General features: G+C 65.3%; 17 protein-coding genes. 5 read left to right on the forward strand and 12 right to left on the reverse strand.

Annotated elements, in window-relative coordinates; all coding sequences use genetic code 11:
- Position 1: 1 nt before the first annotated feature.
- From folC to JC616_RS11860, 3 genes are read right to left on the reverse strand one after another with little or no spacing between them, the layout of a single operon-like run.
- A complete protein-coding gene (gene folC, locus JC616_RS11850) occupies positions 2–1,270 on the reverse strand; it encodes a bifunctional tetrahydrofolate synthase/dihydrofolate synthase (RefSeq protein ID WP_107799081.1) in 1,269 nt (422 codons plus the stop codon).
- Positions 1,267–1,710: a protein YgfX gene (locus JC616_RS11855; protein WP_227108464.1), complete on the reverse strand. Its 444-nt coding sequence runs from the start codon at positions 1,708–1,710 to the stop codon at positions 1,267–1,269. The genes folC and JC616_RS11855 overlap by 4 nt, the downstream gene beginning before the upstream one ends.
- 3 nt (positions 1,711–1,713) lie before the next feature.
- Positions 1,714–2,067 carry a hypothetical protein gene (locus JC616_RS11860; RefSeq protein ID WP_107799079.1) on the reverse strand — a complete coding sequence of 118 codons (354 nt, stop codon included), beginning with the start codon at positions 2,065–2,067 and terminating at the stop codon, positions 1,714–1,716.
- A 123-nt stretch (positions 2,068–2,190) separates the two neighbouring features.
- Here JC616_RS11860 and JC616_RS11865 point away from each other — a divergent pair, with 123 nt between their 5' ends.
- Positions 2,191–4,101, forward strand: a complete 1,911-nt coding sequence (locus JC616_RS11865; protein WP_107799078.1) for an ATP-binding cassette domain-containing protein — start codon at positions 2,191–2,193, stop codon at positions 4,099–4,101.
- The gene (locus tag JC616_RS11870) at positions 4,098–4,658 is read left to right on the forward strand and encodes a C40 family peptidase (protein ID WP_081549764.1); all 561 of its coding nucleotides are present in this window, start codon (positions 4,098–4,100) and stop codon (positions 4,656–4,658) included. Before JC616_RS11865 ends, JC616_RS11870 begins: the two co-directional genes overlap by 4 nt.
- Positions 4,659–4,972: 314 nt before the next feature.
- On the opposite strand, the gene JC616_RS11875 is transcribed toward JC616_RS11870, so the two are convergent.
- The 8 genes from JC616_RS11875 to JC616_RS11910 form a co-directional block, all read right to left on the reverse strand.
- Positions 4,973–6,331 (reverse strand): nucleotide disphospho-sugar-binding domain-containing protein, encoded by a 1,359-nt coding sequence (locus JC616_RS11875; RefSeq protein ID WP_227108466.1) that lies wholly within the window; start codon positions 6,329–6,331, stop codon positions 4,973–4,975.
- Positions 6,332–6,592: 261 nt separating this feature from the next.
- Positions 6,593–8,230 (reverse strand): methyl-accepting chemotaxis protein, encoded by a 1,638-nt coding sequence (locus JC616_RS11880; RefSeq protein ID WP_227108468.1) that lies wholly within the window; start codon positions 8,228–8,230, stop codon positions 6,593–6,595.
- 461 nt (positions 8,231–8,691) lie between these two features.
- The gene (locus JC616_RS11885; protein ID WP_227108469.1) at positions 8,692–9,762 is read right to left on the reverse strand and encodes a protein-glutamate methylesterase/protein-glutamine glutaminase; all 1,071 of its coding nucleotides are present in this window, start codon (positions 9,760–9,762) and stop codon (positions 8,692–8,694) included.
- Positions 9,737–10,618 carry a CheR family methyltransferase gene (locus JC616_RS11890; protein ID WP_227108470.1) on the reverse strand — a complete coding sequence of 294 codons (882 nt, stop codon included), beginning with the start codon at positions 10,616–10,618 and terminating at the stop codon, positions 9,737–9,739. Before JC616_RS11890 ends, JC616_RS11885 begins: the two co-directional genes overlap by 26 nt.
- Positions 10,619–11,161: a chemotaxis protein CheW gene (locus tag JC616_RS11895; RefSeq protein ID WP_107799073.1), complete on the reverse strand. Its 543-nt coding sequence runs from the start codon at positions 11,159–11,161 to the stop codon at positions 10,619–10,621. It lies immediately after the preceding gene.
- 17 nt (positions 11,162–11,178) lie between these two features.
- Positions 11,179–12,843 (reverse strand): methyl-accepting chemotaxis protein, encoded by a 1,665-nt coding sequence (locus JC616_RS11900; RefSeq protein WP_227108471.1) that lies wholly within the window; start codon positions 12,841–12,843, stop codon positions 11,179–11,181.
- 27 nt (positions 12,844–12,870) lie between these two features.
- Complete coding sequence (locus JC616_RS11905) at positions 12,871–14,970, reverse strand: chemotaxis protein CheA (protein WP_227108472.1); 2,100 nt, start codon at positions 14,968–14,970, stop codon at positions 12,871–12,873.
- Positions 14,957–15,271 carry an STAS domain-containing protein gene (locus JC616_RS11910; protein WP_227108473.1) on the reverse strand — a complete coding sequence of 105 codons (315 nt, stop codon included), beginning with the start codon at positions 15,269–15,271 and terminating at the stop codon, positions 14,957–14,959. The genes JC616_RS11905 and JC616_RS11910 overlap by 14 nt, the downstream gene beginning before the upstream one ends.
- 160 nt (positions 15,272–15,431) lie before the next feature.
- Between JC616_RS11910 and JC616_RS11915 the strand changes: the two genes are divergently transcribed.
- On the forward strand, positions 15,432–17,126 hold the full coding sequence (locus tag JC616_RS11915) for a methyl-accepting chemotaxis protein (RefSeq protein ID WP_227108474.1): 1,695 nt from the start codon (positions 15,432–15,434) through the stop codon (positions 17,124–17,126).
- Between the two features lie 47 nt (positions 17,127–17,173).
- Positions 17,174–18,919, forward strand: a complete 1,746-nt coding sequence (locus JC616_RS11920; RefSeq protein WP_227108475.1) for a methyl-accepting chemotaxis protein — start codon at positions 17,174–17,176, stop codon at positions 18,917–18,919.
- Positions 18,920–19,007: 88 nt separating this feature from the next.
- Here the strand turns inward: JC616_RS11920 and JC616_RS11925 are convergent, their stop codons facing one another.
- Complete coding sequence (locus tag JC616_RS11925) at positions 19,008–19,757, reverse strand: endonuclease/exonuclease/phosphatase family protein (RefSeq protein WP_107799067.1); 750 nt, start codon at positions 19,755–19,757, stop codon at positions 19,008–19,010.
- Positions 19,758–20,196: 439 nt separating this feature from the next.
- Between JC616_RS11925 and JC616_RS24510 the strand changes: the two genes are divergently transcribed.
- Positions 20,197–21,843, forward strand: a complete 1,647-nt coding sequence (locus JC616_RS24510) for a methyl-accepting chemotaxis protein (protein WP_264373001.1) — start codon at positions 20,197–20,199, stop codon at positions 21,841–21,843.
- The last annotated feature ends 436 nt before the right edge of the window (positions 21,844–22,279 follow it).

Genomic DNA, 22,279 nt, shown 5'->3' on the forward strand with positions numbered 1-22,279 from the left:
CTCAAGCCGGGTGTTGCCGGGCTTCCATCACCTCGGCAACGGTGTGGAAGGAACCAAAAACGACAATTCTATCACTCTCCTCCGCCTGCGATAAGGCCGCCGACCAGGCTTGCGCCACGGTGGCGAAGGATTGCACCCTCTCAACGCCCATTTCCGCCAGCCTGGCGGCGATGCGTTCGCCGCTCTGGCCGCGGGGCATGTCGAGGCCGCCGACGAACCAGGCGTCGAACTCCTCGCGCGCCAAGGCCGCCACCTGTTCCAGGTCCTTGTCTTCCAGCATGGAGAACACCGCCAGCCGGTTGCGGGCGAACGGCAGCTGTTTCAGGCTGGCCGTCATCGCCTTGACCGCGTGCGGATTGTGGCCCACGTCCAGCACCACCGCCGGACGGCCCGGCAGCACCTGGAAACGGCCCGGCCACTCCACTTCCAGCAGGCCGCGCTTGACCGCGCCCAGGTTCACCGGCAGCCGCGGCTTCAAGCACTCCAGCACGGCCAGCGCCGCCGAGGCGTTGACCATCTGATAGCCGCCGCGCAGCGCCGGCAAGGGCAAGGCGTGGCGATGGGCGTCGCCCATGTGGAAGGACCATTGATTGTCCATGCGCTGATAGCCGAAGTCCGGCCCGTACAGCTTCAGGTCCGCGCCGATGGCGCGCGCGTGCTCGATCAGCCTGGCCGGCGGATTCGGGTCCGCGCACAAGGCCGGCTTGCCGGCGCGGTAGACGCCGGCTTTCTCAAAGCCGATGTCCTCGCGGTTGTCGCCCAGGATGGCCTGGTGGTCTATGTCCACGCTGACCACCACCGACACGTCCGGCTCGAAGATGTTGACCGCGTCCAGGCGTCCGCCCAGGCCCACCTCCAGCACGATCACGTCCACTTTTTCGGCGACGAAGCTGTGCACCGCCGCCAGGGTGCCGAACTCGAAATACGTCAGCGAGGTGTCGCCGCGCGCGGCGTCTATCGCCTCGAAGCTGGCGACGATGCGCTCATCGCTGGCGGGCGCCAGATCGATGGCGATGCGCTCGTTGTAACGCAGGATGTGGGGAGAGGTGTAAGTGCCCACCTTGAAGCCGGCGCAATGCAGCATGGCGGACAGCATCGCGCAGACCGAGCCCTTGCCGTTGGTGCCGGCCACCATCACCACCGGGCAGGACGGTTGCAGTTTCATCGCGGCGCGCACCCGCTCCACGCGGGCCAGGCCCATATCGATGGCGGTGGCGTGCAGGCTTTCCTGCCAGCTCAGCCACTCGGCCAGAGTCTTGTGTCCAGTCATTTCGTCTCAGTGTCGTCCGCGGCTTGAAACCACAGCAAATAAGTCCGCAAGCGGCGGCGGCCGTCCGCCGGCGCCGAATCCGGCCACACCATCAAGGCGCGCCGGCGGCCGCCGATGCGCACATTCAATATCGTCAGCCAAGGGGTGACGAAGCAATCGTCCAAGGCCTGCGCCGGCAGCGCGGCTTCGCGCCACACGCTCAGCCGCCCCAGGCCGTCCACTTCCAGCCGCCGGAAACGGCCAGCGTCGCCCCAGCCGTCGGCGCGCAGCGCCCGCATAAGCAAGAAGACCTCGGCCGGCAACAAGGCCAGCCAGATGGGCGGCAGATGGCGGATCACCGCCCAGGCCAGCAGCGCGGCGGCGGAAACCGTCAGCGCCAGCCAAAGGCGCGAAGGCCTCAGCTCGAAGCCGAAGGGCTCCAGCCGGGGCCGCCGGTTCATGGTTTAGAGATCCAGCGCCGGGGTGTTGCTGATGTCGGCGTCCACGCTGTCTATCACCGTGGAGTGGATCTCCACGTCGAACCATTCCCAGAAGGCTTTCAAGGACAGATCCTTGGGCCATGTGTCTTCGTCCTCGTACCAGGACGCCAGTTCCATCTTGAACAATTGTTCGTAGATTTCGTCGATGTAGGCGACGCCCTCTTCCGGCTCGTCGAACTCCGGCAGCAGGATCACGGTGCAGTCGGTGCGCAGGCTGTCCAGCGCCAGATCCATGTCGTTGTCCGGGGCCTGGTTCAGCCAGTCCAGGAACGGTTGTTTCGGTTTGATCACGGCCACCGAGCGGTCAACGAAGTACATAGCATGCCTTTCATTCAAGTTTGGCCGGCATTGTAACAGCACAAACCGCGCGGCGCTAAGCGTGGAAAGGTGAAGCCCATGTTACAATCCGCCCAACTTTCCATACAGAAAACAACACGCACCATGGCTCTGATTACCGTCGAAAAAGCCTGCCTGGCTTTTGGTCACCACGCATTGCTGGATAACGTCGATTTCGCGCTGGAACCGGGCGAAGTGGTCGGCCTGATCGGCCGCAACGGCGCCGGCAAGTCCTCGCTGCTCAAGAGCGTGGCCGGCGCGGTGGCGCTGGACGACGGCCGCGTCAACATCAAGGGCGACGTCAAAGTGGCCTATGTGCCGCAAGAGCCTGAGCTGGCGCCGGAACACACGGTGTTCGAAGCCGTGGCCGAAGGCCTGGGCGAACTGAAAAGCCTGCTCACCGAATACCACCAAGTCACCCATCAGCTGACCCAGGCCGACGCCGACCACGAACAGGCGCTGGCGCGGATGGAGCACATCCAGCACGAGCTGGAGGCCCGCGGCGGCTGGCAGTTCGACGCGCTGATCTCCTCCACCCTGTCCCATCTGGGCCTGAACCCGGACGCGCGGATCGAGGAGCTGTCCGGCGGCTGGAAAAAACGCGTGGCGCTGGCGCGCGCGCTGGCCGCCAGGCCCGACGTGCTGCTGCTGGACGAACCCACCAACCACCTGGACGTGTCCGCCATCGAATGGCTGGAAACCCTGATCAAGAACTACGGCGGCAGCGTGCTCTTGATCACCCACGACCGCCGCTTCCTGGACAATGTGGCCACCCGCATCGTGGAACTGGACCGCGGCCTGCTGCGCAGCTACCCGGGCAGCTTCTCCAGCTACCATGTGCGCAAGGCGGAAGAACTGGCCGTCGAGGAAGAGCAAAACCGCATCTTCGACAAATTCCACGCCCAGGAAGAGGTGTGGATCCGCAAGGGCATCGAGGCGCGCCGCACCCGCAACGAAGGCCGGGTGCGCCGGCTGGAGGCCATCCGCCGCGAGCGCTCGGCGCGGCGCGAGCGCGTGGGCCAGGTCAACTTCCAGCTGGACGCCGGCGAACGCTCCGGCAAGCTGGTGGCGGAGCTGGAACACGTCGGCAAGGGCTTCGAGGGCAAGACCCTGATCCGCGACTTCACCACCCGCATCCTGCGCGGCGACAAGATCGGCCTGATCGGCCCCAACGGCGCCGGCAAGACCACGCTGCTCAAGCTGATTCTGGGCCAGCTGGACGCGGACAGCGGCAGCGTCAAGCAGGGCAGCAAGCTGGAGATCGCCTACTTCGACCAGTTCCGCGAACAGCTGGACGAGGAAACCAGCGTCGCCGACATCATCAGCCAGGGCAACGACTTCGTTGAAATCGGCGGCGTAAAGAAACACGTGATGAGCTATCTGGAAGACTTCCTGTTCTCGCCGCAGCGCGCGCGCAGCCCGGTGCGCTCGCTGTCCGGCGGCGAACGCAACCGCCTGCTGCTGGCCCGGCTGTTCACCCGGCCGGCCAATGTGCTGGTGCTGGACGAGCCCACCAACGACCTGGACATCGACACGCTGGAACTTCTGGAAGACGTGATCGCTCAATACTCGGGAACCGTGTTCCTGGTCAGCCACGACCGCGCCTTCCTGGACAACGTGGTCACCCAGGTGATCGCCTTCGAAGGCGACGGCCGGCTGGAAGAGTATCCGGGCGGCTACCAGGACTGGATCGACACCAAGGCGCGCATGGCGGCGATGAAGCCGGCGGAGAAGCCGCGGGACGCCTCGGCCCCGCAGGAAAAACCCAAGGACAAGCCCAAGTCCGCGCGCAATAAACTGTCCTACAATGAGACGCGAGAGCTCGCCGCGCTGCCGGACGAGATCGCCGCGCTGGAAACCGAGCAAGCCAGCCTGAATCAGCAATTGCTGGACCCCAACTGCTACCGCGACACGCCCAAGGAGGCCATCGCCTGGCAGCGCCGGGTGGAGGAAATCGACGAATTGCTGATGGACAAGCTGGCGCGCTGGGAAGAACTGGAGTCAAAGCAACAATGAGCAAAACCCTGCCGCCTTCGCCCTCTTCGCCGTTGGACCGCCGCGCGCTGCTGCGCGGCGCCGCGCTGCTGTCGCTGGCCGGCCTGCTGGCCGCCTGCGGCACCACGCCCTCCAAGGTGGCCGGCGGCCGCAAGCCCCGCCCTTCCGGCGACCTCAGCCTGTCCGGGCTGAAGGCCGACGGCGCCAGCCGGGAAATCCTGATCTATACGCTGGGCCTGCTGGGCCTGGACTACAAGTTCGGCGGCACCAACCCCGAGGCCGGCCTGGATTGCAGCGGCATGGTCGGCTACATCTACCAGAACGCCGTCGGCGTCACGCTGCCGCGCACCGCGGCCGAGATCGCCGGCGTGGCGCGGCCCATCCCGGACAGCCGGATGCGGGTCGGCGACCTGGTGTTCTTCAACACCATGAACCGCCCGTTCTCGCATATGGGCATCTTCATCGGCGACGGCAAGTTCGTGCACGCGCCGCGCACCAACAGCTCCATCCGCGTGGCGCGGCTGGACAATAGCTATTTCGCCGCCCGTTACGAGGGCGCGCGCACGCTGTTCAGCTAAGAAGCTGTTTACGATCTGCTGCGCGTCGGTAGAGACATTGTGCGATGAGTGCCGTCCTCGAAATGCTCATGTACCGCTTGTACATTCCGCTTTCTCAGCCACAACGCCTTGTCTCGCTCTTGCTCGCGAGATCGTAAACACCTTCTAAGAACCTGTTTACGATCTGCGGCGCGTCGGTAGAGAGATTGTGCGATGAGTGCCGTCCTCGAAATGCTCATGTACCACGCGTACATTCCGCTTTCTCAGCCGCAACGCCTTGCCTCGCTCTTGCTCGCGAGATCGTAAACACCTTCTAAGCGCCTCCCAAGCGCTCGCTAGCCCGGCGCCAGCGCCGGCGTCGCGCTAGCGCTTTCCGCCCCGCGCTCAGCCCGTCCCAACAAGGCCTCCTCCACGCCGTCCAACAGCGCCCGCGTCGCTTCCGCGCCGGCCGCCATGCGCAAGGCCAGCTCGCGGCAGGCCGGGCCTGGGCCCGGCTCGGCCAATAAGCGCGCCAACAAACGCTCCATTCTCCCCGCGGACACGCACTGCGCGTGCAAGACCTCGGCCACGCCCAGGCGCTTGGCGCGCTGGCCGTTGTCGAACTGATCGTAGGCGTAAGGCACGATCAATTGCGGGATCCCGGCGCGCATCGCGTCCGCCATGGTGCTGACGCCGCCGTGATGCGTCAGCGCCGCCGCCCGCGGCAACAGCGCGGCGAAAGGCGCGTGCGCCTGCCACAGCACATCGGCCGGCAAAGCCGGCGGCAACTGCGCCGCGTGCGGCGTGACGAAAATCCCGCGCCGGCCCAGCCGCCGCAAGGCCCGCAGCGCGGCGTCGAAGAAGGCCGCGGCGTGCCGATGGCCGGTGCCCGGCGTGAACACGACGGGCGCATCGCCGGCGGCCAGAAAGGCCTCCAGCTCGGCGGACAGCCCCGCGCCCCGCTGCGCGGCGGGCAGCAGGAAATCCCCTTCGAAGAACGGCCGCGGCCAATCCGGCTGCAAGGCGGCGAACCAGCGGGGAAACAGACCTATCGAGGCGCTGGGGGCTCTCAGCATATGCTCGAAAAAATGCGGCTCCGCCGGCAGGCCGCGCTGTGCGCGCGCCGCGTTCAGACTGGGCAAGGTCTGGGCGTTGAACCAGCGATGCAGCGCCCACCACAGCAGGCCGGCTCCGGCCGGCGGCAGCCAGCCGGGAATCCGCAAGGAGCCCAGGGTGAGCAGGTCGTGGCGGCTGCACAGATTGGACGGCGCGAGATAGGCCGTCACAATGCGCAAATCCGGCCGCGCCGCTCGCGCCAGCGCCGCCATCGGCACCAGGACGGGGTGGCACAAGACCACGCAGTCCTCATCCGCCGGCAGATCCCTCACCCGCTCCCGCAAGGCGTCCAGATCCGGCGCCAGGCTATCCCAGAGCACGCCCCAGCTCTTGCGCTCATGCCATAGATCGGGGTTGTCCAACGCCGCCTGTTCCCGCTCGACGCTGCCGAACAGCCAGTACGGCAGGCCGGCCGCCCGCGCCGCTTCCTCCTGCAAGGCCGGCGCCAGCATCCGCACCCGGTGGCCGCGCTCGCTCAAGCCGCGCGCCAGCGCGACGAAGGGCTGTATGTCCCCGCCGGTGCCGCTGGACGCCACGATGATCAAAGGACCGCGCGCCGGGTCCGCGCCGGCATGAGACAACGACAGCTCCCGCTCCATGACCCGCCTCCTTCCTTTAGGACGACAAGCCACTTTACGCCAATGTCATTTATCTGGCAAAAAGAAAACCGCCCGAGGGCGGTTGCGTGCGCATGGCGACCCTGCGCCGCGCCATGGCTTAGAGCCTGTTCAAAGTCTCGCGAGCAAGAGCGAGACAAGGCGAAAACAGCAGAGAAAGCGGAATGTACATACGGTACATGAGCATTTCGAAGTTGTTTTCAACACCGTATCGCCGAAGCGCAGCAGACATTGAACAGGTTCTTAGAGCGTGAACTGCTGTACCACGCCGCGCAAAGACACCCCGCGCTCCAACAGATTGACCACGCCCTGCTGAGCCTCTTCCGCCGCCAGCCGGTTTTCCTCGGCCGAGCTGCTGACCGACTCCACGCTGCCGGCCAGGTGCTGCGAAGCGTTGGCCTGCTCGCGCACCGCCGCCGAGATATCGCCCATGCCGCGCGACACGCCCTGGATCTGCACCGAGAAACCCTGCAAAGTGTCCTGCGCCTCGCCGGCGTGATTGACGCTGGCGTCCACGCGGTCCACCGCCGCGCGCATGCCGGAGATGGCGGAGGCCGAATCCTGCTGCACCGAAGCGATCATCGAGCCGATCTCCACCGTGGCGTTGGCGGTGCGTTCAGACAGCTTGCGCACCTCGTCCGCCACCACCGCGAAACCGCGGCCCTGCTCGCCGGCCCGCGCCGCCTCGATCGCCGCGTTCAAGGCCAGCAGATTGGTCTGATCGGCGATGTCCTTGATCACCGCCACAATCATATTGATCTCATTGGTGCGCGAATCCAGCTGATCCAGCTTGCCTGCCAGTTGGGTCACTTCCTGCTGCACCGTCCGCATGCCTTCCACCGCGTTCTGGATGTATTGCACCGTGGTCTGGGTCTGGCCTTCGAACGAAGACATCAGCGTGGCCGCGTCCTCGGCGATTTCCGAGACATGGGCGATGCTCACCGCCAGCTCCTCCACCGCCGCCGCGCTGCCGCGCACGTCCTCGGCCTGCTGGCCGGAACGCGCGGCCACGCCGCCCACCAGCTGATCGATGTGCTGGGATTCGCTCTGCACCGCGTCGGATTCGCCGCGGATCTCCAGCAAGCGCTCACGCAGGGCCGCCATGAAGGTGTTGAAGGAGGACGCGATGCGGCCCACTTCGTCGCGGCTGCGCACCGGCATGCTGCGCACCAGGTTCCAGTCGCCGCCGGCCAGTTGCTGCAGGGCCACGTTCAACTCGTTCACCGGCTGCACCATGCGGTTGGCCAGCAACAGGGCCGCCAGCTGAGACATCAGCAGCAGGCCCAGGCCCACCGCGCCGCTTTGCCACAGCACCTGGGTGCGCAAGGCCTCCACTTTTTGCAAGGACGTGTCCACCCCCACCACGTAGCGCATGCCGCTGGCCGAGGTGAAGGGCACGAACACCGAGCGGAACAGGCCGAACTCGCCCTGGTATTCCTCAAACTGGGTGGAGCCGCTGCGCAAGGCCGCGGCCAGGCCGGCCGGCACATCCTTGTATTCCGCCAGGAACCACTGTTGGTACTGGCCGGACTTCACCTCGTCGGGGCTGGCGGAAGAACTGGTGTACAACACGCGGCCGCCGCGCTGAATGGTGGAATAGGCGTAGGCCAGACCGCTGTCGCGCGCAAAATCGGTCAGCTGCTTGGTGGTGACCTGGCTATTGGGGTTGCTGTCCGGCAATTGGTCGTGGAAGTTCTCGCCCACCATCTGGCGCGCCGCGTAGGCGGCGGTCAGCAGGGTCTGATCCACGCCCTTCATTTCGGAGTCGACCGTGCTGCGATAAGCGTAGATCGAATAAACCGCCACGATCAGCAGGCTCACCAGAGTAAAAGCGGCGGATAGTTTGGCCCGCAAGCCCCAGTCCTTGTTCAAGACACTCATACGGATGCATTCCTTCGACATTCATTCCAAAAACGGCTCCCCGCCGCCGGCGGCGCATCCGGAGCGCGCCGGACCGGCGCCGCAGGTCCAGGCAGTGGATCAGGCAGTAATCGACAAGAGACGATGACGGCGCCGCGAAGTGGTGCGGAGCGGGCGGGGAAAGATAGACAGGCGGCGGCGCGCCGGGACAAGCGGCCCAGTGCGGCGGCGAGCGCTGAATATGGAAAGTGATGATAACGCCAATTAAACGCGAATCAATGCGACTGGCTTTGGTAGTTTGCACATAGCAAGTGCATAATCGCTTTTTCTCGAGGTGAAGCGACCCGCGCCGGCTTTGTTTTTAAAAGGTTTTTTACAAATAGACGCCGGCAAGCATCGGTATTTACGTAAAAACACCTATCGAATCTGTATCTATCTTGAGGGCCGCGTCCGCCGCCGCGCGGCGGACCATGGACAGGTTCTCAGGCGCGCAGACCCTGCAACAGCCGCGCCAGGCGCTCCAGAGACATCACCTCGTCCACCCCGCCACGGGCGATGGCCGCCTGCGGCATGCCGAACACCACGCAGGACGCCTCGTCCTGGGCCAGCGTGCGCGCGCCGGCGTCGTGCATCTCGCGCATGCCGCGCGCGCCGTCGTCGCCCATGCCGGTAAGGATCACGCCCACCGCGTTGGCCCCGGCGCTCACCGCCACCGAGCGGAACAACACATCCACCGACGGCCGGTGCCGCGACACCGGCGGCCCGCCCTTGACCTCCGCGACAAACTGCTTCTGCCGGCGATGCAAGAGCAGATGCTGGCCTCCCGGCGCAATCAGCACCGTGCCGGCGCTGAGCACGTCGCCGTTCTTCGCCTCCCTCACCTCCACCTGGGCCAGCTGGTTGAGCCGGCCGGCGAAGATGGAAGTGAAGCCCTCAGGCATATGCTGCACCACCACCATGCCCGGGCAATGCGGCGGCAGCCGCTGCAACAGGAACTCCAGCGCCTGGGTGCCGCCGGTGGACGCGCCCAGCGCGATGACGCGCTCCGTGCCCTGCGCCGGCCGCCGGCGCTCCGGCGGCGCGTCCAGAATGGCGTCGGCGGTCAGCTTGGGCGCCGGATAGCCGGACGGAGACGTCTGCTTCAAGGCCTCCACCCTCACCCGCGCCGCCGCGTACACCTCCTCCACCAGCCGCTTGGCGTTCTCGACGAAATTCGTCCTCGCATTGACCAGCGGCTTGAGCAGCACCGACACCGCGCCGGCGCTCATCGCCTCCAGCGACACCAGCGCGCCCTCGGTGGTCAAGGCCGAGCAGATGATCACCGGCGTGGGCCGCTCCGCCATCACCTGGCGCAGAAAGGTCAGGCCGTCCATCCGCGGCATGGCCAGATCCAGGATGATCACGTCCGGCCAGCGGATCTTCATCCGGCTCATCGCGTAAATGGGGTCCGGCGACGCGCCCAGCAGCTTGATGTCCGGCGCGGTGGCCAGCATCTGGCCCAGCATCTCCCGCGCCACCGCGGAGTCGTCAACAATCAGAACACTGATGCTCATCGATTCTTCCGCCCGCCAAGTGGGCATCCAGCCGGTAGCGCGACGGCGCCTCCTGCGCCAAGGGCAGCGCCAGGTGCCGGATGGATTCCGAATGCCCGATGATCAAATGTCCGCCCTGCCGCAGCTTGTCGCACAGCGACAGCAAAACCCGCAGCTTGGTGGCCTCGTCGAAATAAATCAGCACATTGCGCAGGAAAATCACATCGAAATGACTATGGTTGAAGTCCGTCGCGTGCAGCAGGTTCAGATTGGCGAAACTCACCTTCTTCGCCAGCTCCGGCGCCACCTTGACCATGCCGGCGTATTCGTCGCGGCCGCGCAGGAAATAACGCCGCCACAGCTCCGGCGGCGTCCTGCGCGCGCGCTCCACCGAGTAAACCCCGCGCCGGGCCAGATGCGTGACCCGGGTATTGATATCGGTGGCGTACACCCGCCACTGGCCCAGCAGGCCCAGCGCCTCCGCCAGGATCATCGCCACCGTGTACGGCTCCTCGCCGGTGGAGCAGGCCGCCGACCACACCCGAAACTCGCCCTTGCCCTGCAGCCGCGCCGCCTCTTGCCGCAGCCAGGCGAAGTGTTCCGGCTCGCGGAAAAAATAGGTTTCATTGGTGGACAGCAGATTGATCGCGTACTGCCGCTCCGTCACATTGGCCGGGTCCGAGATCAGACGCCAGTAAGCCGCGTAGCTGTTCAGCCGCAAATGGCGGATGCGCTTGGCCAGGCGCGACTGGATCAGCGAACGCTTGCTCATCGGCATGGCGATGCCGGCGGTCTGGTAGATGAAGCGGCGCAGCTGGAAAAACTCCCCATCCGTCAACAAAGGCGCGGCGGCCAGCGTCTCTTCCAGGGCGAACATCTACAGCGCCTCGATGTCGTCGCTCAGAAACTGCTGGGTCACCGCCTCCGCCATCGCGCTGAGCTCGGACACCGACAGCGCCTGGCGCACATTCAGCAGAATGGCGAAGCGCTGATTGATGGTGGCGATGCCCTGGATGAAGTCGCTGCGGATATTGGAGCCGAAGCTGGGCGAGGGATCGATCTCGCTTTGCGGGATCTCCAGCACCTCGCACACCGAATCCAGCAGAATGCCGATGTCGGCGTAGCCGCCCTCCAGGCCCGGCAAGGACAGGATGGCCACGCAGGTGGACGACTTCAAGGCCGTCTGGCCGCGGCCGAAGCGCACCGACAAATCGATCACCGGCACCACCGCGCCGCGCAGATTGATGATGCCGCGCACGAAGTTGGGCATCATCGGCACCTCGGTGATGCCGTCGAACTCGATGATCTCCCGGATGAAGTTGATCTGAATGCCGAACAAATCCTCGCCCAGGATGAATGTGACGCAATGGAATTTCTGGTCGCCGCCGTCCTGGCCGGCCGGCTGGTCACTGTTTCTCATCGCCGTCTTCCTCCCTCTCAATACTTGGAGAACTTGTCCTCGTCCACGGTCAGATCCATATCGTCATCGTCGTCCATCGGCGGCGGCGGCGCGGCCTTGCCGCCGTGCAAGTGGCCGATGTGCACCAGCCGGGACTTGCGGCCGCCGCGGGTGTTGCGCAGCTTGAACTGCTGCATCAAATCCTGCAGCTGCATCGCCGCGGAACTCAGTTCCTCGGAGGTGGAGCTCAGTTCCTCGGCCGACGTGGCCGAAGACTGCATGCCGCTGCTGATCTGCGTCACCGCGCTGTTGATCTGATCAATGCCGGTGCGCTGCTCGCGCGAGGCCGCGGAAATCTCCTGCACCAGGCTGGCGGTCTGGTCTATGCCGGGCAACATCTCCTGCAGCAAGGTGCCGGCCTTCTCCGCCACGCTCACCGAGCGGCTGGCCAGATCGCCTATCTCCTTGGCCGCCACCTGGGAGCGCTCCGCCAGCTTCCTCACCTCCACCGCCACCGTGGCGAAGCCCTTGCCGTGCTCGCCTGCGCGCGCCGCCTCGATCGCCGCGTTGATGGCCAGCAGATCCGTCTTGTTGGCGATATCGTTGATCACCGTGATCCGCGACGCGATCTCCTTCATCGCGTGCACCATATCGCTGACCGCGCTGCCGCCCTGGGTGGCGCTGGACGCGGATTTGGACGCGATGCCCTCGGTCACCCGCGCATTGTCGGCGTTCTGCGTCACCGTGGCCGCCATCTCCTCCACCGAGGCGCTGGTCTGCTCGATGCTGGACGACAGCTCGGACGAAGTCTGCGCCAGGGAGTTGGCGGTGGACGACACCTCCTCGGACGCCGAGCCTATCGCCTCCGACATCGCGCTGACCTCGGACAGGGTCTCGGACAGCCGGTGCGCCATGGATTTGATCGAATACAGCAGGCTGGAAGTATCGTCCGGATGCAGCTTCACCGGCACCGACAAATCCCCGGCCGCCACCCGGCTCACCACCTGCACGGTGTAGGACGGGTCGCCGCCCAATTGCTTGAGCAGGCTGCGCGTCACCATCACCCCCAGCGCGATGCTCAGCAGCACCGCCGCCACCGCGATGGCCACCAGCACCCGCAAAGCGTCCGTGCTGATCGCCTTGGTTTCCACCAGGGAGTTGTCGGCCAGCTTGGCGTTGAGGTTCACCATCTCGGTCAGCACCGCGTCCACCGCCTGGAAGGCCGGCCAGCCCTTTTCCGACATCAGCTTCAACGCAATCTTATTGTTCTCGCCGTCGCCGCGGTCGGTATAGGACAGCCGCTTCACCTCGGTGGCGTAGGGCTGGTAAATGGCCCAGGCGGCGTCGAAACGGCGTATCGCGTCCACCTCGGGCGGCGTCAGGTCCGTCTTGCGGTAGGCGTCTATGCTGGCGTTCATGTTTTTCTCAAACCCCGCCATTTCCAAGCCCACCTCGTCCATGGTTCTGGTGTCGGTTTCGGCGATATAGCGGTACAAGGAGCGGTTGCTGGCCATCGCGTTGCGCGCCGCGTTGCCGATATCCTTGATCGGCGTCAGCTGGTTGTCGAACAGATTCACCATCACGCCGGTGATGCGCTCCGTGGCGGTGTAGCTGATGAAGCCCAGCGCCAACAAGAAACACAGCACCACGCCAAACGACAGACCCAGCTTGGTCTTGACCTGCGCATTGTGAAACCACTGCATGACTACCTCCCGGCGCGCATCGGCGCGCTAAATGACGTCGCTCGCCTGCGCCTCGCTGGACTGGCGAATCCGCCGCCGCTCGCGGCGGCAGGCGTGGTGGATCAACTGCGGAACGTCCAGCACCAGCGCCGGCTTGCCGTTGCCCAGGATGGTGGAGCCGCTGATGCCGCGCAGCGATCGGAAAATCTCGCCCAAGGGCTTGATCACCGCCTGCACCTCGCCCATCAGCCGGTCCACCACCACGCCGGCGCGGTTTTCCCCGTAATGCACAATCACCACGTACTCCGGCTGCGTGGCCGGCGGCAGATTGAACAACTCCCGCAAGGACACGAAAGGCAGCCAATCGCCGCGCACATTGATCTGGCGCGCGTTCTGCCGCATCGCCTCCTCCGGCATGTCCACGCACTCGATCATCATGTCCAGCGGCATCACCAGCGAGGAATCGCTCACCTCCACCCGGAAGCCGTCGATGATGGCCAGCGTCAGCGGCAGCCGCAGCCGGAACGTGGCGCCCTGTCCCGGCTGGGAAAAAATTTCGATCTCGCCGCGCAAGAGTTCGATATTGCGTTTCACCACGTCCAGGCCCATGCCGCGGCCGGACAGATCGCTCAACGCATGCGCGGTGGAAAAGCCGGGCAGGAAGATCAACTGCAGGGTTTCCTGCTCGCTCAACTGCCGGCCCTCGCTCAACAAGCCGCGTTCCAGCGCCTTGGCCAGCACCTTGTCGCGGTCTATGCCGCGGCCGTCGTCCTTGATTTCCACCACCACCGAGCCGGCGTCGTGAAAGGCGTTGAGCACCACCTTGCCGGTTTCCGGCTTGCCCGCCTCCCGCCGCTCCGCCGCCGTTTCCAGGCCGTGGTCCACCGCGTTGCGCACCAAGTGCATCAGCGGGTCGGTCAAGCGCTCCACCATGGATTTGTCGATCTCGGTGTCCGCGCCCTGAATCGTCAGCTGTATGGATTTGCCCAACTGCCGCGACACCTCGCGCACCATGCGCGGAAACCGGCAGAACACCTCGTCCACCGGCACCATGCGCAAGGTCAGCGCGTCGTCGCGTATGCTTTCCACCAGCGTGTTGATGATGGCCACCGACTCCAGCAGCTCCGCGTCGCAGCGGCTCTGCGCAATCAGCTTGGTGCCGGCGGACGCGATCACCAGTTCGCCCACCCGGTTGATCAGCCGGTCCAGCTTGCCGGCCTCCACCCGGATATAGTGACTGTCGCCGCGGGCCGGCCGGCCCGCCGCGGCGCCCGGCTCCCCGCTCCGCCCGCTCTCCGGCCGCGCCAGCCAGGGCGCCTCCCGCACCCGTTCCGCCTCCGCCGCGGTCAAGGCCCCGCGCGCCAGCCAGCGCGACAGCTGCGGCTCTATCGATTCCCCCAGGCGCTCCGCCAGCGAGCGGAAGGCCGCCAGCGGCGCGTGCGGCGGCAGAATGCCCAGCATGCTGTCTTCGGCGACAAACTCGAACACGTCGCGCACCTGCTCCAGGCTGGCCGCGGATTCCAGGCTCAACTCCAGGCCGATGAAGCAATCCGTCGGCTCCAAGTCGGCGAAGGCCGGCAGCGGCGGCCAGACCAGCTCCACCTCGCGCAGCGTGCCCAACTGGCTGAGGAAACGCAGGCAGGACAACGGATCGAAGCCGTCACGGAACAGATCGGGATAAAAGCGCAGCGACAACTGCCACAGCGGCGTGGCGGCGGCGTCCAGCGCCTCCTCGCCGGCCACCGCGCAGGGGGCCCCGTCCAGCAGGAACAGCTGCAAACGCTGCAACAGCGGCATGCCGTCCGGCCAGGCCGGCTCCGCGTCCAGCGCGGAGGCCTCCACCGCCTCCAGCATCCGCCGCAGATGATCGTTGCAGGCCAGCAGCAGGCTGACCAGATCGTCGCCCAGCGCGATCTTGCCGCCGCGCAGCCGTTCCAGCACGCTCTCCATCGCATGGGCGAAGGCCACCAGCGCGTCGAAGCCGAAGGTGCCGGCGGAGCCCTTGATCGTGTGCGCGGTGCGCAGCAGCAGGTTGAAAGTCTCGGCGTCGGCGGGAAAGGCGGCCGGGTCCAGCAGCGCGCCTTCCAGCGCGTCGCACAGCTCGCGAGACTCCTCCAGGAAAATCGCCCTGGCCTTACTCCAGTCCATCCTCGCCTCCCGCCGTCGGCGCCGTCAGCGCCGTCAGCGCCACGCCCAGCAACTGAAAGGCCTCGCTGACCAGGGGGTTGTCCGCCAGCAGCTCCAGCCGCCGCAGCTGCCGGCCAAAGACCAGCAGCAACTGCAAGGCGCAGCCGTCCACCTCCGTCACCTCGGCGAAGCTCAACGACACCGACTCCTGCCCCAGCAAGGGCAGGAGCTCGCTTTTCAGCTGCTCCACCGTGTAAATGCTCAATTCGCCGCTCAGGCTGGCCCTGGCCCAACCCTCGCCGGTTTCGACATGCAAGGTCATTCCGCGCCCCCAAACCAAACGCCAAGCGGGTGTTAACTCACTGTTTTTACTTAAGTGTCCACACTAAAAGTAGTCAAGAAACAGATTGTTTTATAAAAAACAGTAAGCAAGCCAACGCGCGACGGTGCGAACACGGCAACAGCAGCATGGCGGGAGGCCTATGAAACTGAGCATCAAATCCCTGCTGACGGCCAGCGCCGGCGTCTTCGCCCTGCTTTTGCTGCTGCTCCTGCTGTGCACCCTGCGCCTGCGGCATGAGCTGGATCTGCAAGCCCAGGCGGAATCTCAGCGCAATCAAAGCTATCTCTTGGCCAACGAACTGCGGCAAAGCTCGGACGACCTCACCCGCCTGGTCCGCACCTACGCGGAAACCGCGGACCCGCGCTACGAGCGGCAATACTGGGCGGTGCTGGCGATACGCAACGGCCAGCAGCCGCGCCCGCAGCACTACAACCGCATCTACTGGGACTTCATGGCGGCTAGCGACAACAAGCCGCAGCCGGACGGCCCCGCCGTGCCGCTGCAACAGCTGATGCGGCAGGCCGGCTTCACCCAGCAGGAATTCGACCAGCTCGGGCTGGCCCAGGCCAACTCGGACCGGCTGGTCAACACCGAAACCGTGGCGATGAACGCGATGAAGGGACGCTTCGCCGACGGCCAGGGCGGCTTCAGCCGCCAAGGCCCGCCGGACCCGGAACTGGCCCGGCGCATCCTGCACGACCGCCAATACCATCTGGACAAGGCCGCCATCATGCAGCCGGTGGACGCCTTCTACCGGCTGATGGAAGAGCGCACCAACCAGGCCGTCGCCCAATCCCGGACCCAGGCCGGGCTATGGCTGGCCATCGTCATCGGCCTGATGCTGGGCTGCTGCGCGCTGGGCCTGTTGATGTTCTGGACCATTTACCGGCGCCTGTTCGCCATGCTGGGCGACGAGCCCTTGCGCGTCACCCGGCTGATGCGGGCGGTGGCGGCCGGCGATCTGGCCGCCGCGGCCCCGCCCGGCGGCTACCCCAGGGACAGCCTGGCGGAAGCCATGCTCCAGACCGTGACCACGCTCAGCCGCGCGATAGCGGATTCCCAGCGCGGCGCCGGCCATCTGTCCATGATGTCGGCCCAGATCAACCACAGCTCCCAGCAGCTGTCCCTCAACACCAACGGCCAGGCGGCCAGCCTGTCCGAGGCCGCCTGCTCGCTGGAGCAGATCTCCTCCGCCATCAACCAGAGCAGCGACAACGCCAAGCTCACCGAAACCATGGCCGTCCAGGCGGCGGACGACGCGCGCCAGGGCGGCGAAATCGTCGAACACACCGTGCGCAGCATGCGGCGCATCGCGGAACACATCTCGGTGATAGACGACATCGCCTATCAAACCAATCTGCTGGCGCTCAACGCCGCCATCGAAGCCGCCCGCGCCGGCGCCCAGGGCAACGGCTTCTCCATCGTGGCCCAGGAAGTGCGCAAACTGGCGGAGCGCAGCCAGCTGGCGGCCAGAGAGATCAGCGGCATGGCCGCCAGCGGCGTACAGCTCGCCGGCCAGGCCGGCGCGCAACTGGCCGCCATCGTCTCCTCCAGCGGCAAGACCGCCAGCCTGATCCAGCAAATCGCCGTGGCCGCCAACGAACAGGCGCAAGGCGTGGGACAAATCAACGCCACCATTCAGCAACTGAGCGCCGCCACCCGGCAAAACGCCAGCCTGGTGGAAGAACTCGCCGCCATCTCGGCGGACAGCCGCGGCCATGCGGACCAAGTGCAAGCCCAGATGCAGCGCTTCCACGCCGCCGCCCCCACTCTCCCCAGAGGAGAAACCAGCGCCGCCGGCCGCGTCACCGCGGGCCATGGAACCCGATATTGACCGGCCACCACAACTATCGTTCAGCCGCACTGCGAGGACCTCTCCACATGAAAAATTTTCGCGCCAACCAGGCCATCACCGGCCTGCTGATTCTCATCGCGCTCACCTTTATCGGCGTGATCTACACCTTCATTTCCATGCGCCAGGCGGTGGACGTGATGAGCGCCGCCAGCGAAAGCCGTTATCACTCCTACCTGCTGGCCTCGGAACTACGGCAAAGCTCGGACGACCTGACCCGGCTGGGCCGCACCTACGTCGTCACCGGCGACCCCGGCTATGAGCAGCAATACAACCGCGTGCTGGACATCCGCAACGGCAAGGCGCCGCGTCCGCAGGAATACAACCGCATCTATTGGGACTTCGTCGCCGCCGGCCAGGAAAAACCCCGGCAGGACAGCGAAACCGTGCCGCTGCAAACCCTGATGCAGCAAGCCGGCTTCACCGAAGGCGAGTTCGCCAAGCTCAAGGAGGCGCAAGCCAACTCGGACGGCCTGGTCAAGCTGGAAGTGCGGGCGATGAACGCGGTCAAGGGCAAGTTCGCCGACGCCCAGGGGCAGTACAGCGTCAGCGGCCAGCCGGACATGGAACTGGCGCGCAAACTGGTGCACAGCAAGGAATACCACCAGTTCAAAGCCCAGATCATGAAGCCCATCGACGACTTCTTCGTGCTGCTGGACCAACGCACCAACGCCGCGCTGGCCCAGGCTAAGGACCGGCTGTCCAGCGCCCAGCTTCAGTTCCTCACCGCCATCGTGCTGCTGGTGGGCGAAATCCTGCTGCTGATCCTGCTGGGCCGCCGCCAGATCCATACCCAGCTGGGCGGATCGGTCACCGACATCGAAGGCGTGTTGCAGGAAATCGCCTCCGGCAACCTGGCCGTGGACGTGCCCAAGGCGCCGGAAGCCAGCGCGCTGGGCCAGATCGGCGTGATGAATCAGCGGCTGCGCCGCTTGATAGGCGAAGTCAACAACAACGCCGGCCAGCTGGTCAGCGCCGTCGGCTCCCTGCACCAGACCACCAACCGCATCAGCGAGGACGCGGACCAGGTCAACCAGGCCATCAGCTCCAGCGCCGCCACCATTGAGCAGATCACCGTCAGCGTCACCCATGTGGCCGACACCACCGCCGACGCCAACGCCATCATCTCCCAGGCCAATAGCAGCGCGGAGCGCGGCCGCCACGCCATGCATCAGGTTTCGGCCGAGGTGGGCAAACTGTCCCAGGCCATGTCCACCCTCAGCGACACGCTGAACTCGCTGGGCACCCGCTCCGAGGAAATCAGCTCCATCGTCAACGTGATCAAGGACATCGCCGACCAGACCAACCTCTTGGCGCTCAACGCCGCCATCGAAGCCGCGCGCGCCGGCGAAATGGGCCGCGGCTTCGCCGTGGTGGCGGACGAAGTGCGCAAACTGGCCGAGCGCACCGCCCAGGCCACCACCGAAATCACCCAGATGACCCAGGGCATGCGCCAGCAAACCGCCGGCACCGTGGCCAGCATGCAGCAGGCCCGCTCCACCGTGGACCAAAGCGTGGGCCTGGCCCAGGGCGCGGCCAGCGAGATTGAAAACATCGGCGGCCTGATGCGGCAAGTGGTGGACACCTTCACCCAGATCACCCACGCCACCCGCGAGCAATCCACCGCCGTCGGCAACATCGCCCACAACACCGAGCACATCAACGGCATGACCCGCAGCACCTCCGAGGTGGCGCAAGGCGCCAGCGCCACCCTGAGCGAGCTGAACGGCCACGCCAGCAAGCTGAAGAACGTGGTGGAGCGCTTCCACCTCTAAACCGGTCCGTGACAAAGCGACAGGGCTCCGCAATGCGGAGCCCTGTTTTCCTTCATTGGACTCTCAGAACCGGTTCAAAGTCTATCCCTCAAATCGGCGCCAAACTGGCGGACAGCGGCAAATGATCGGACAAGCGCGACCACGGCGCGCCCTTCAGCACCTCCGCCCCCAAGGGCTTCAGCCCGCGCACATAGATCCGGTCCAGCGGCAACATGGGCATGCGCGCCGGAAAGCTGCGCGCATGGCGGCCGAACAACTGATCGAACACCTCCACCATGCCCAGGCTGTCCATCAGGTGATCCGTCGCCTCTTCCCGCCAGTCGTTGAAATCGCCGGCCAGAATCAGCGGCGCGTCCGCCGGCACGTTCTCGCGCACATAGCGCGCCAGGTCCAGATACTGCTTGCGCCGGTCCCGCGCCAACAGATTGAAATGGCCGCACAAGGTCACCACCGGCCGCTTCCAGCCCGCCGGCGTCAGCTGACAGTGCAGCAGGCCGCGGTTCTCGAAGCGGTTGACCGAGATATCGCGGTTGCACCAGGTATTGATGGGAAAGCGCGTCAGCAAGGCGTTGCCGTGATGGCCGTGCTCATAGGCCGCGTTCAGGCCGTAAGCCGCCTTGTGATCCAGCCGGCGCGCCAGGAAATGATGCTGCGGCAGCTTGGGCCAGCTGGCGTGCTGCAAGGCGCGTTCTATGTTCTTGCCCTGCACCTCCTGCAAGAACAACACGTCGGCGTCTATGGATTCCAGCGCGGAGGCCATATCGCCCAGCCGCACATGGCGGTTCAGCGGCGACATGCCCTTGTGGATGTTGTAAGTGGCTACGGTAATGGCTTTCATGCGATACGCTTCTTTTGACCCGCTAACAAAACCCCTGCTCCCGCGTGGCGCCTCCTTGCCGTACGGCTTGTACTGCCTGCGTCGGCGCGCCTTGGCTCAGGGTCTCTGCGAGGTTCTGTTAGTGGCTCTTAATCGGGCGGGCGCACCGCCCGCCGCTTCTAAACTGCCCCGTGAACAAGCTAACTCAGACCGCCGGCCGCCCGCCCCGTTCCCCGCGCCCATTGTCCGCCGCCTCAGTTTCAAAGATAAGCGCTGGCCGCGCAATTTCAATCTCCGCTCCCAGGCGGACATGGAACTGAAAATCATTCGCCTAGAACGAACTGCCCGTCTGCAAAATTTCCTACATCAAGCATTGCAAGATGAATACAGCTGCACTACACACTTATAACAGTAGCTAGAAAACAATGCGTGGTTATCGGCGGAAGTTAGGGAGCGAGCGATGGGAAACTTTCTTGCGCAGTTCAGCATCAAGGTCAAGATTTTCGGCCTGATCCTGTTGGGCGTTCTGGCCAGCGTGGCCATTGGGGTGGTGGGCGTCAGCAGCACCTCGGAAATGAACCAACTGACCGTCAGCATGCACGCCAACCAGTTGATGCCGGTCAACTGGGTGGCCGTGGCCAACCAATACGCCATCTACGCCAGCCGCTCCGATTACCGCTTCATCGCCGAAACCGAAAAAGCCACGATGGATCAAGTCGCCATCAACCGCGCCAAATACGTGAAGGAAATGAACCGGCTGATGGATCTCTACCGCCAAACGGTGCTCTCGCCGCAGGAAGTGGACGCGCTCAAACGCTTTGACGCCGCCTGGCCGCCAATGGAAGAAGCCTGCAAAAAGGTGCGCGACCTCAGCTACAGCGACACCGGCGACGGCGCCAACAACAAGAAAGCGCTGGCGCTGATGGCCAAGGAGTGCCGGCCCAAATTCCAAGTGGCCGACGACATCATGAGCGAGATCGTCGCCATCAACGTCAAGCTGGCCGACCAAGCCTTGCAAGACGCCGCGGCCAAATACGAACGCGCGCGCAACACCGTCGTCGCCGTGCTGGTGGCGGCCGTGCTCGTGCTGCTGTCACTGGGCGTGGTGATACAGAACGGCATCATCGGCAGCCTGAAAAAAGGCATGGCGGCGCTGTTCCAGCTGGGCAACGGCGACCTGACCGGCACCATTGAGGTGCAAGGCCGGGACGAAGTGGCCCAGATGATGCAATCGCTGTCCGACACCCAGAAAAAACTGCGCGTCACCGTGGGCGACATCATCAACTCCGCCTCCAGCGTGGCCGCCACCGCCGAGGAACTGGCCGCCTCCACCGAGCAAGTCAGCGCCAGCATCGGTCAGCAGGTCAACGCCACCTCCAGCGCCGCCGCCTCGATCGAAGAGCTGACCGTTAGCATCGACCAATGCTCCAACAACGCCTCGCTGGCGGACTCCCAGGCCAGCGAAGCCGGCAGTCAGGCCAAGATAGGCAATAAGGAAGTGCAGGACTCCACCCAGCAAGTGCGCAAGGTCAACGACAGCGTGGCCGCCTCCGCCAACAACCTGGAATCGCTGTCCGAACAGGCGCAAATGATCAGCAGCATCGCCACCGTGATCAAGGAAGTGGCGGATCAGACCAACCTCTTGGCGCTCAACGCCGCCATCGAGGCCGCGCGCGCCGGCGAACAGGGCCGCGGCTTTGCCGTGGTGGCCGACGAAGTGCGCAAGCTGGCCGAGCGCACCACCGGCTCCGCCACCGAAATCACCCAGATGATCGCCAAGATCCAGGCCGGGGCGAAGGAGGCGGTGGACAGCATGCGCAATAGCCGCCACATCGTCAGCCAGGTGGTGGAATCGTCGGAACATGTGTCCACCACCATCAGTTCGGTGGAAGTGCGGGCGGAGGAAGTGGTGGGCGCCATCAGCGACATCGCGCTGGCGATGCAGGAACAACGCCAGGCCAGCACCGATCTGGCCGGCCGCGTGGAGGCCATCGCCCAGATGTCCAAGGAAAACGGCGTGGCCGTGGACGTGTTCTCGCAAGCCACCCGCGAACTGGCGGTGGTGGCGGAGCGGCTGCAGCAGACCACGCTGGCCTTCAAGCTCTAAGCCCGCGATTCAACGGCTTCATCCCCCGCCCCGCCGGCCTGATCCGCGGGGCGGTTTTTTCACGGATGCCGTCCCTTCATTGACAGCAAAGCCCCGCCTCGCCAACAATAGCCGCGCGCCGCTGCAATTGCGGCGCTCGGGCTTGGACTCCCGACATTGAGACGACTCCGGCAGACCGCGGCCTCCCCGCGCTCTGCCTCGCTATTGCTTTGCCTATTCGGGCGGGCCATGGCGAGGGCACCTCATGGTGCGCCGGTCTTTGGAGTAGTCTCCCGGTAGTCCAACCTTGTCATGCGCCCGCCTAGCCGCGCCCCGCGGCCAGGCCGGCATCCGCTTGAGGAGGTAGCAATGTCGAAATCCATTCGGCGCGTATCCCGCCCCGCGTCCCCGTCTTTCCCCGCATCCGCGCTTGCCGGCTTCAACCAGGAGACCCGCC

It is taken from the genome of Chromobacterium rhizoryzae, from assembly GCF_020544465.1.
Classification (GTDB): Bacteria; Pseudomonadota; Gammaproteobacteria; order Burkholderiales; family Chromobacteriaceae; genus Chromobacterium.

Excerpts from the sequence above, each read along its gene's own strand:
- JC616_RS11855 (WP_227108464.1), bottom strand. The coding sequence starts at position 1,710 with ATGAACCGGCGGCCCCGGCTGGAGCCCTTCGGCTTCGAGCTGAGGCCT.
- JC616_RS11870 (WP_081549764.1), top strand. The coding sequence starts at position 4,098 with ATGAGCAAAACCCTGCCGCCTTCGCCCTCTTCGCCGTTGGACCGCCGC.
- JC616_RS11905 (WP_227108472.1), bottom strand. The coding sequence starts at position 14,970 with ATGGACTGGAGTAAGGCCAGGGCGATTTTCCTGGAGGAGTCTCGCGAG.
- folC (WP_107799081.1), bottom strand. The coding sequence starts at position 1,270 with ATGACTGGACACAAGACTCTGGCCGAGTGGCTGAGCTGGCAGGAAAGC.
- JC616_RS11880 (WP_227108468.1), bottom strand. The coding sequence starts at position 8,230 with ATGAGTGTCTTGAACAAGGACTGGGGCTTGCGGGCCAAACTATCCGCC.
- JC616_RS24510 (WP_264373001.1), top strand. The coding sequence starts at position 20,197 with ATGGGAAACTTTCTTGCGCAGTTCAGCATCAAGGTCAAGATTTTCGGC.
- JC616_RS11920 (WP_227108475.1), top strand. The coding sequence starts at position 17,174 with ATGAAAAATTTTCGCGCCAACCAGGCCATCACCGGCCTGCTGATTCTC.
- JC616_RS11865 (WP_107799078.1), top strand. The coding sequence starts at position 2,191 with ATGGCTCTGATTACCGTCGAAAAAGCCTGCCTGGCTTTTGGTCACCAC.
- JC616_RS11860 (WP_107799079.1), bottom strand. The coding sequence starts at position 2,067 with ATGTACTTCGTTGACCGCTCGGTGGCCGTGATCAAACCGAAACAACCG.
- JC616_RS11910 (WP_227108473.1), bottom strand. The coding sequence starts at position 15,271 with ATGACCTTGCATGTCGAAACCGGCGAGGGTTGGGCCAGGGCCAGCCTG.
- JC616_RS11900 (WP_227108471.1), bottom strand. The coding sequence starts at position 12,843 with ATGCAGTGGTTTCACAATGCGCAGGTCAAGACCAAGCTGGGTCTGTCG.
- JC616_RS11885 (WP_227108469.1), bottom strand. The coding sequence starts at position 9,762 with ATGAGCATCAGTGTTCTGATTGTTGACGACTCCGCGGTGGCGCGGGAG.
- JC616_RS11875 (WP_227108466.1), bottom strand. The coding sequence starts at position 6,331 with ATGGAGCGGGAGCTGTCGTTGTCTCATGCCGGCGCGGACCCGGCGCGC.
- JC616_RS11895 (WP_107799073.1), bottom strand. The coding sequence starts at position 11,161 with ATGAGAAACAGTGACCAGCCGGCCGGCCAGGACGGCGGCGACCAGAAA.
- JC616_RS11925 (WP_107799067.1), bottom strand. The coding sequence starts at position 19,757 with ATGAAAGCCATTACCGTAGCCACTTACAACATCCACAAGGGCATGTCG.
- JC616_RS11915 (WP_227108474.1), top strand. The coding sequence starts at position 15,432 with ATGAAACTGAGCATCAAATCCCTGCTGACGGCCAGCGCCGGCGTCTTC.
- JC616_RS11890 (WP_227108470.1), bottom strand. The coding sequence starts at position 10,618 with ATGTTCGCCCTGGAAGAGACGCTGGCCGCCGCGCCTTTGTTGACGGAT.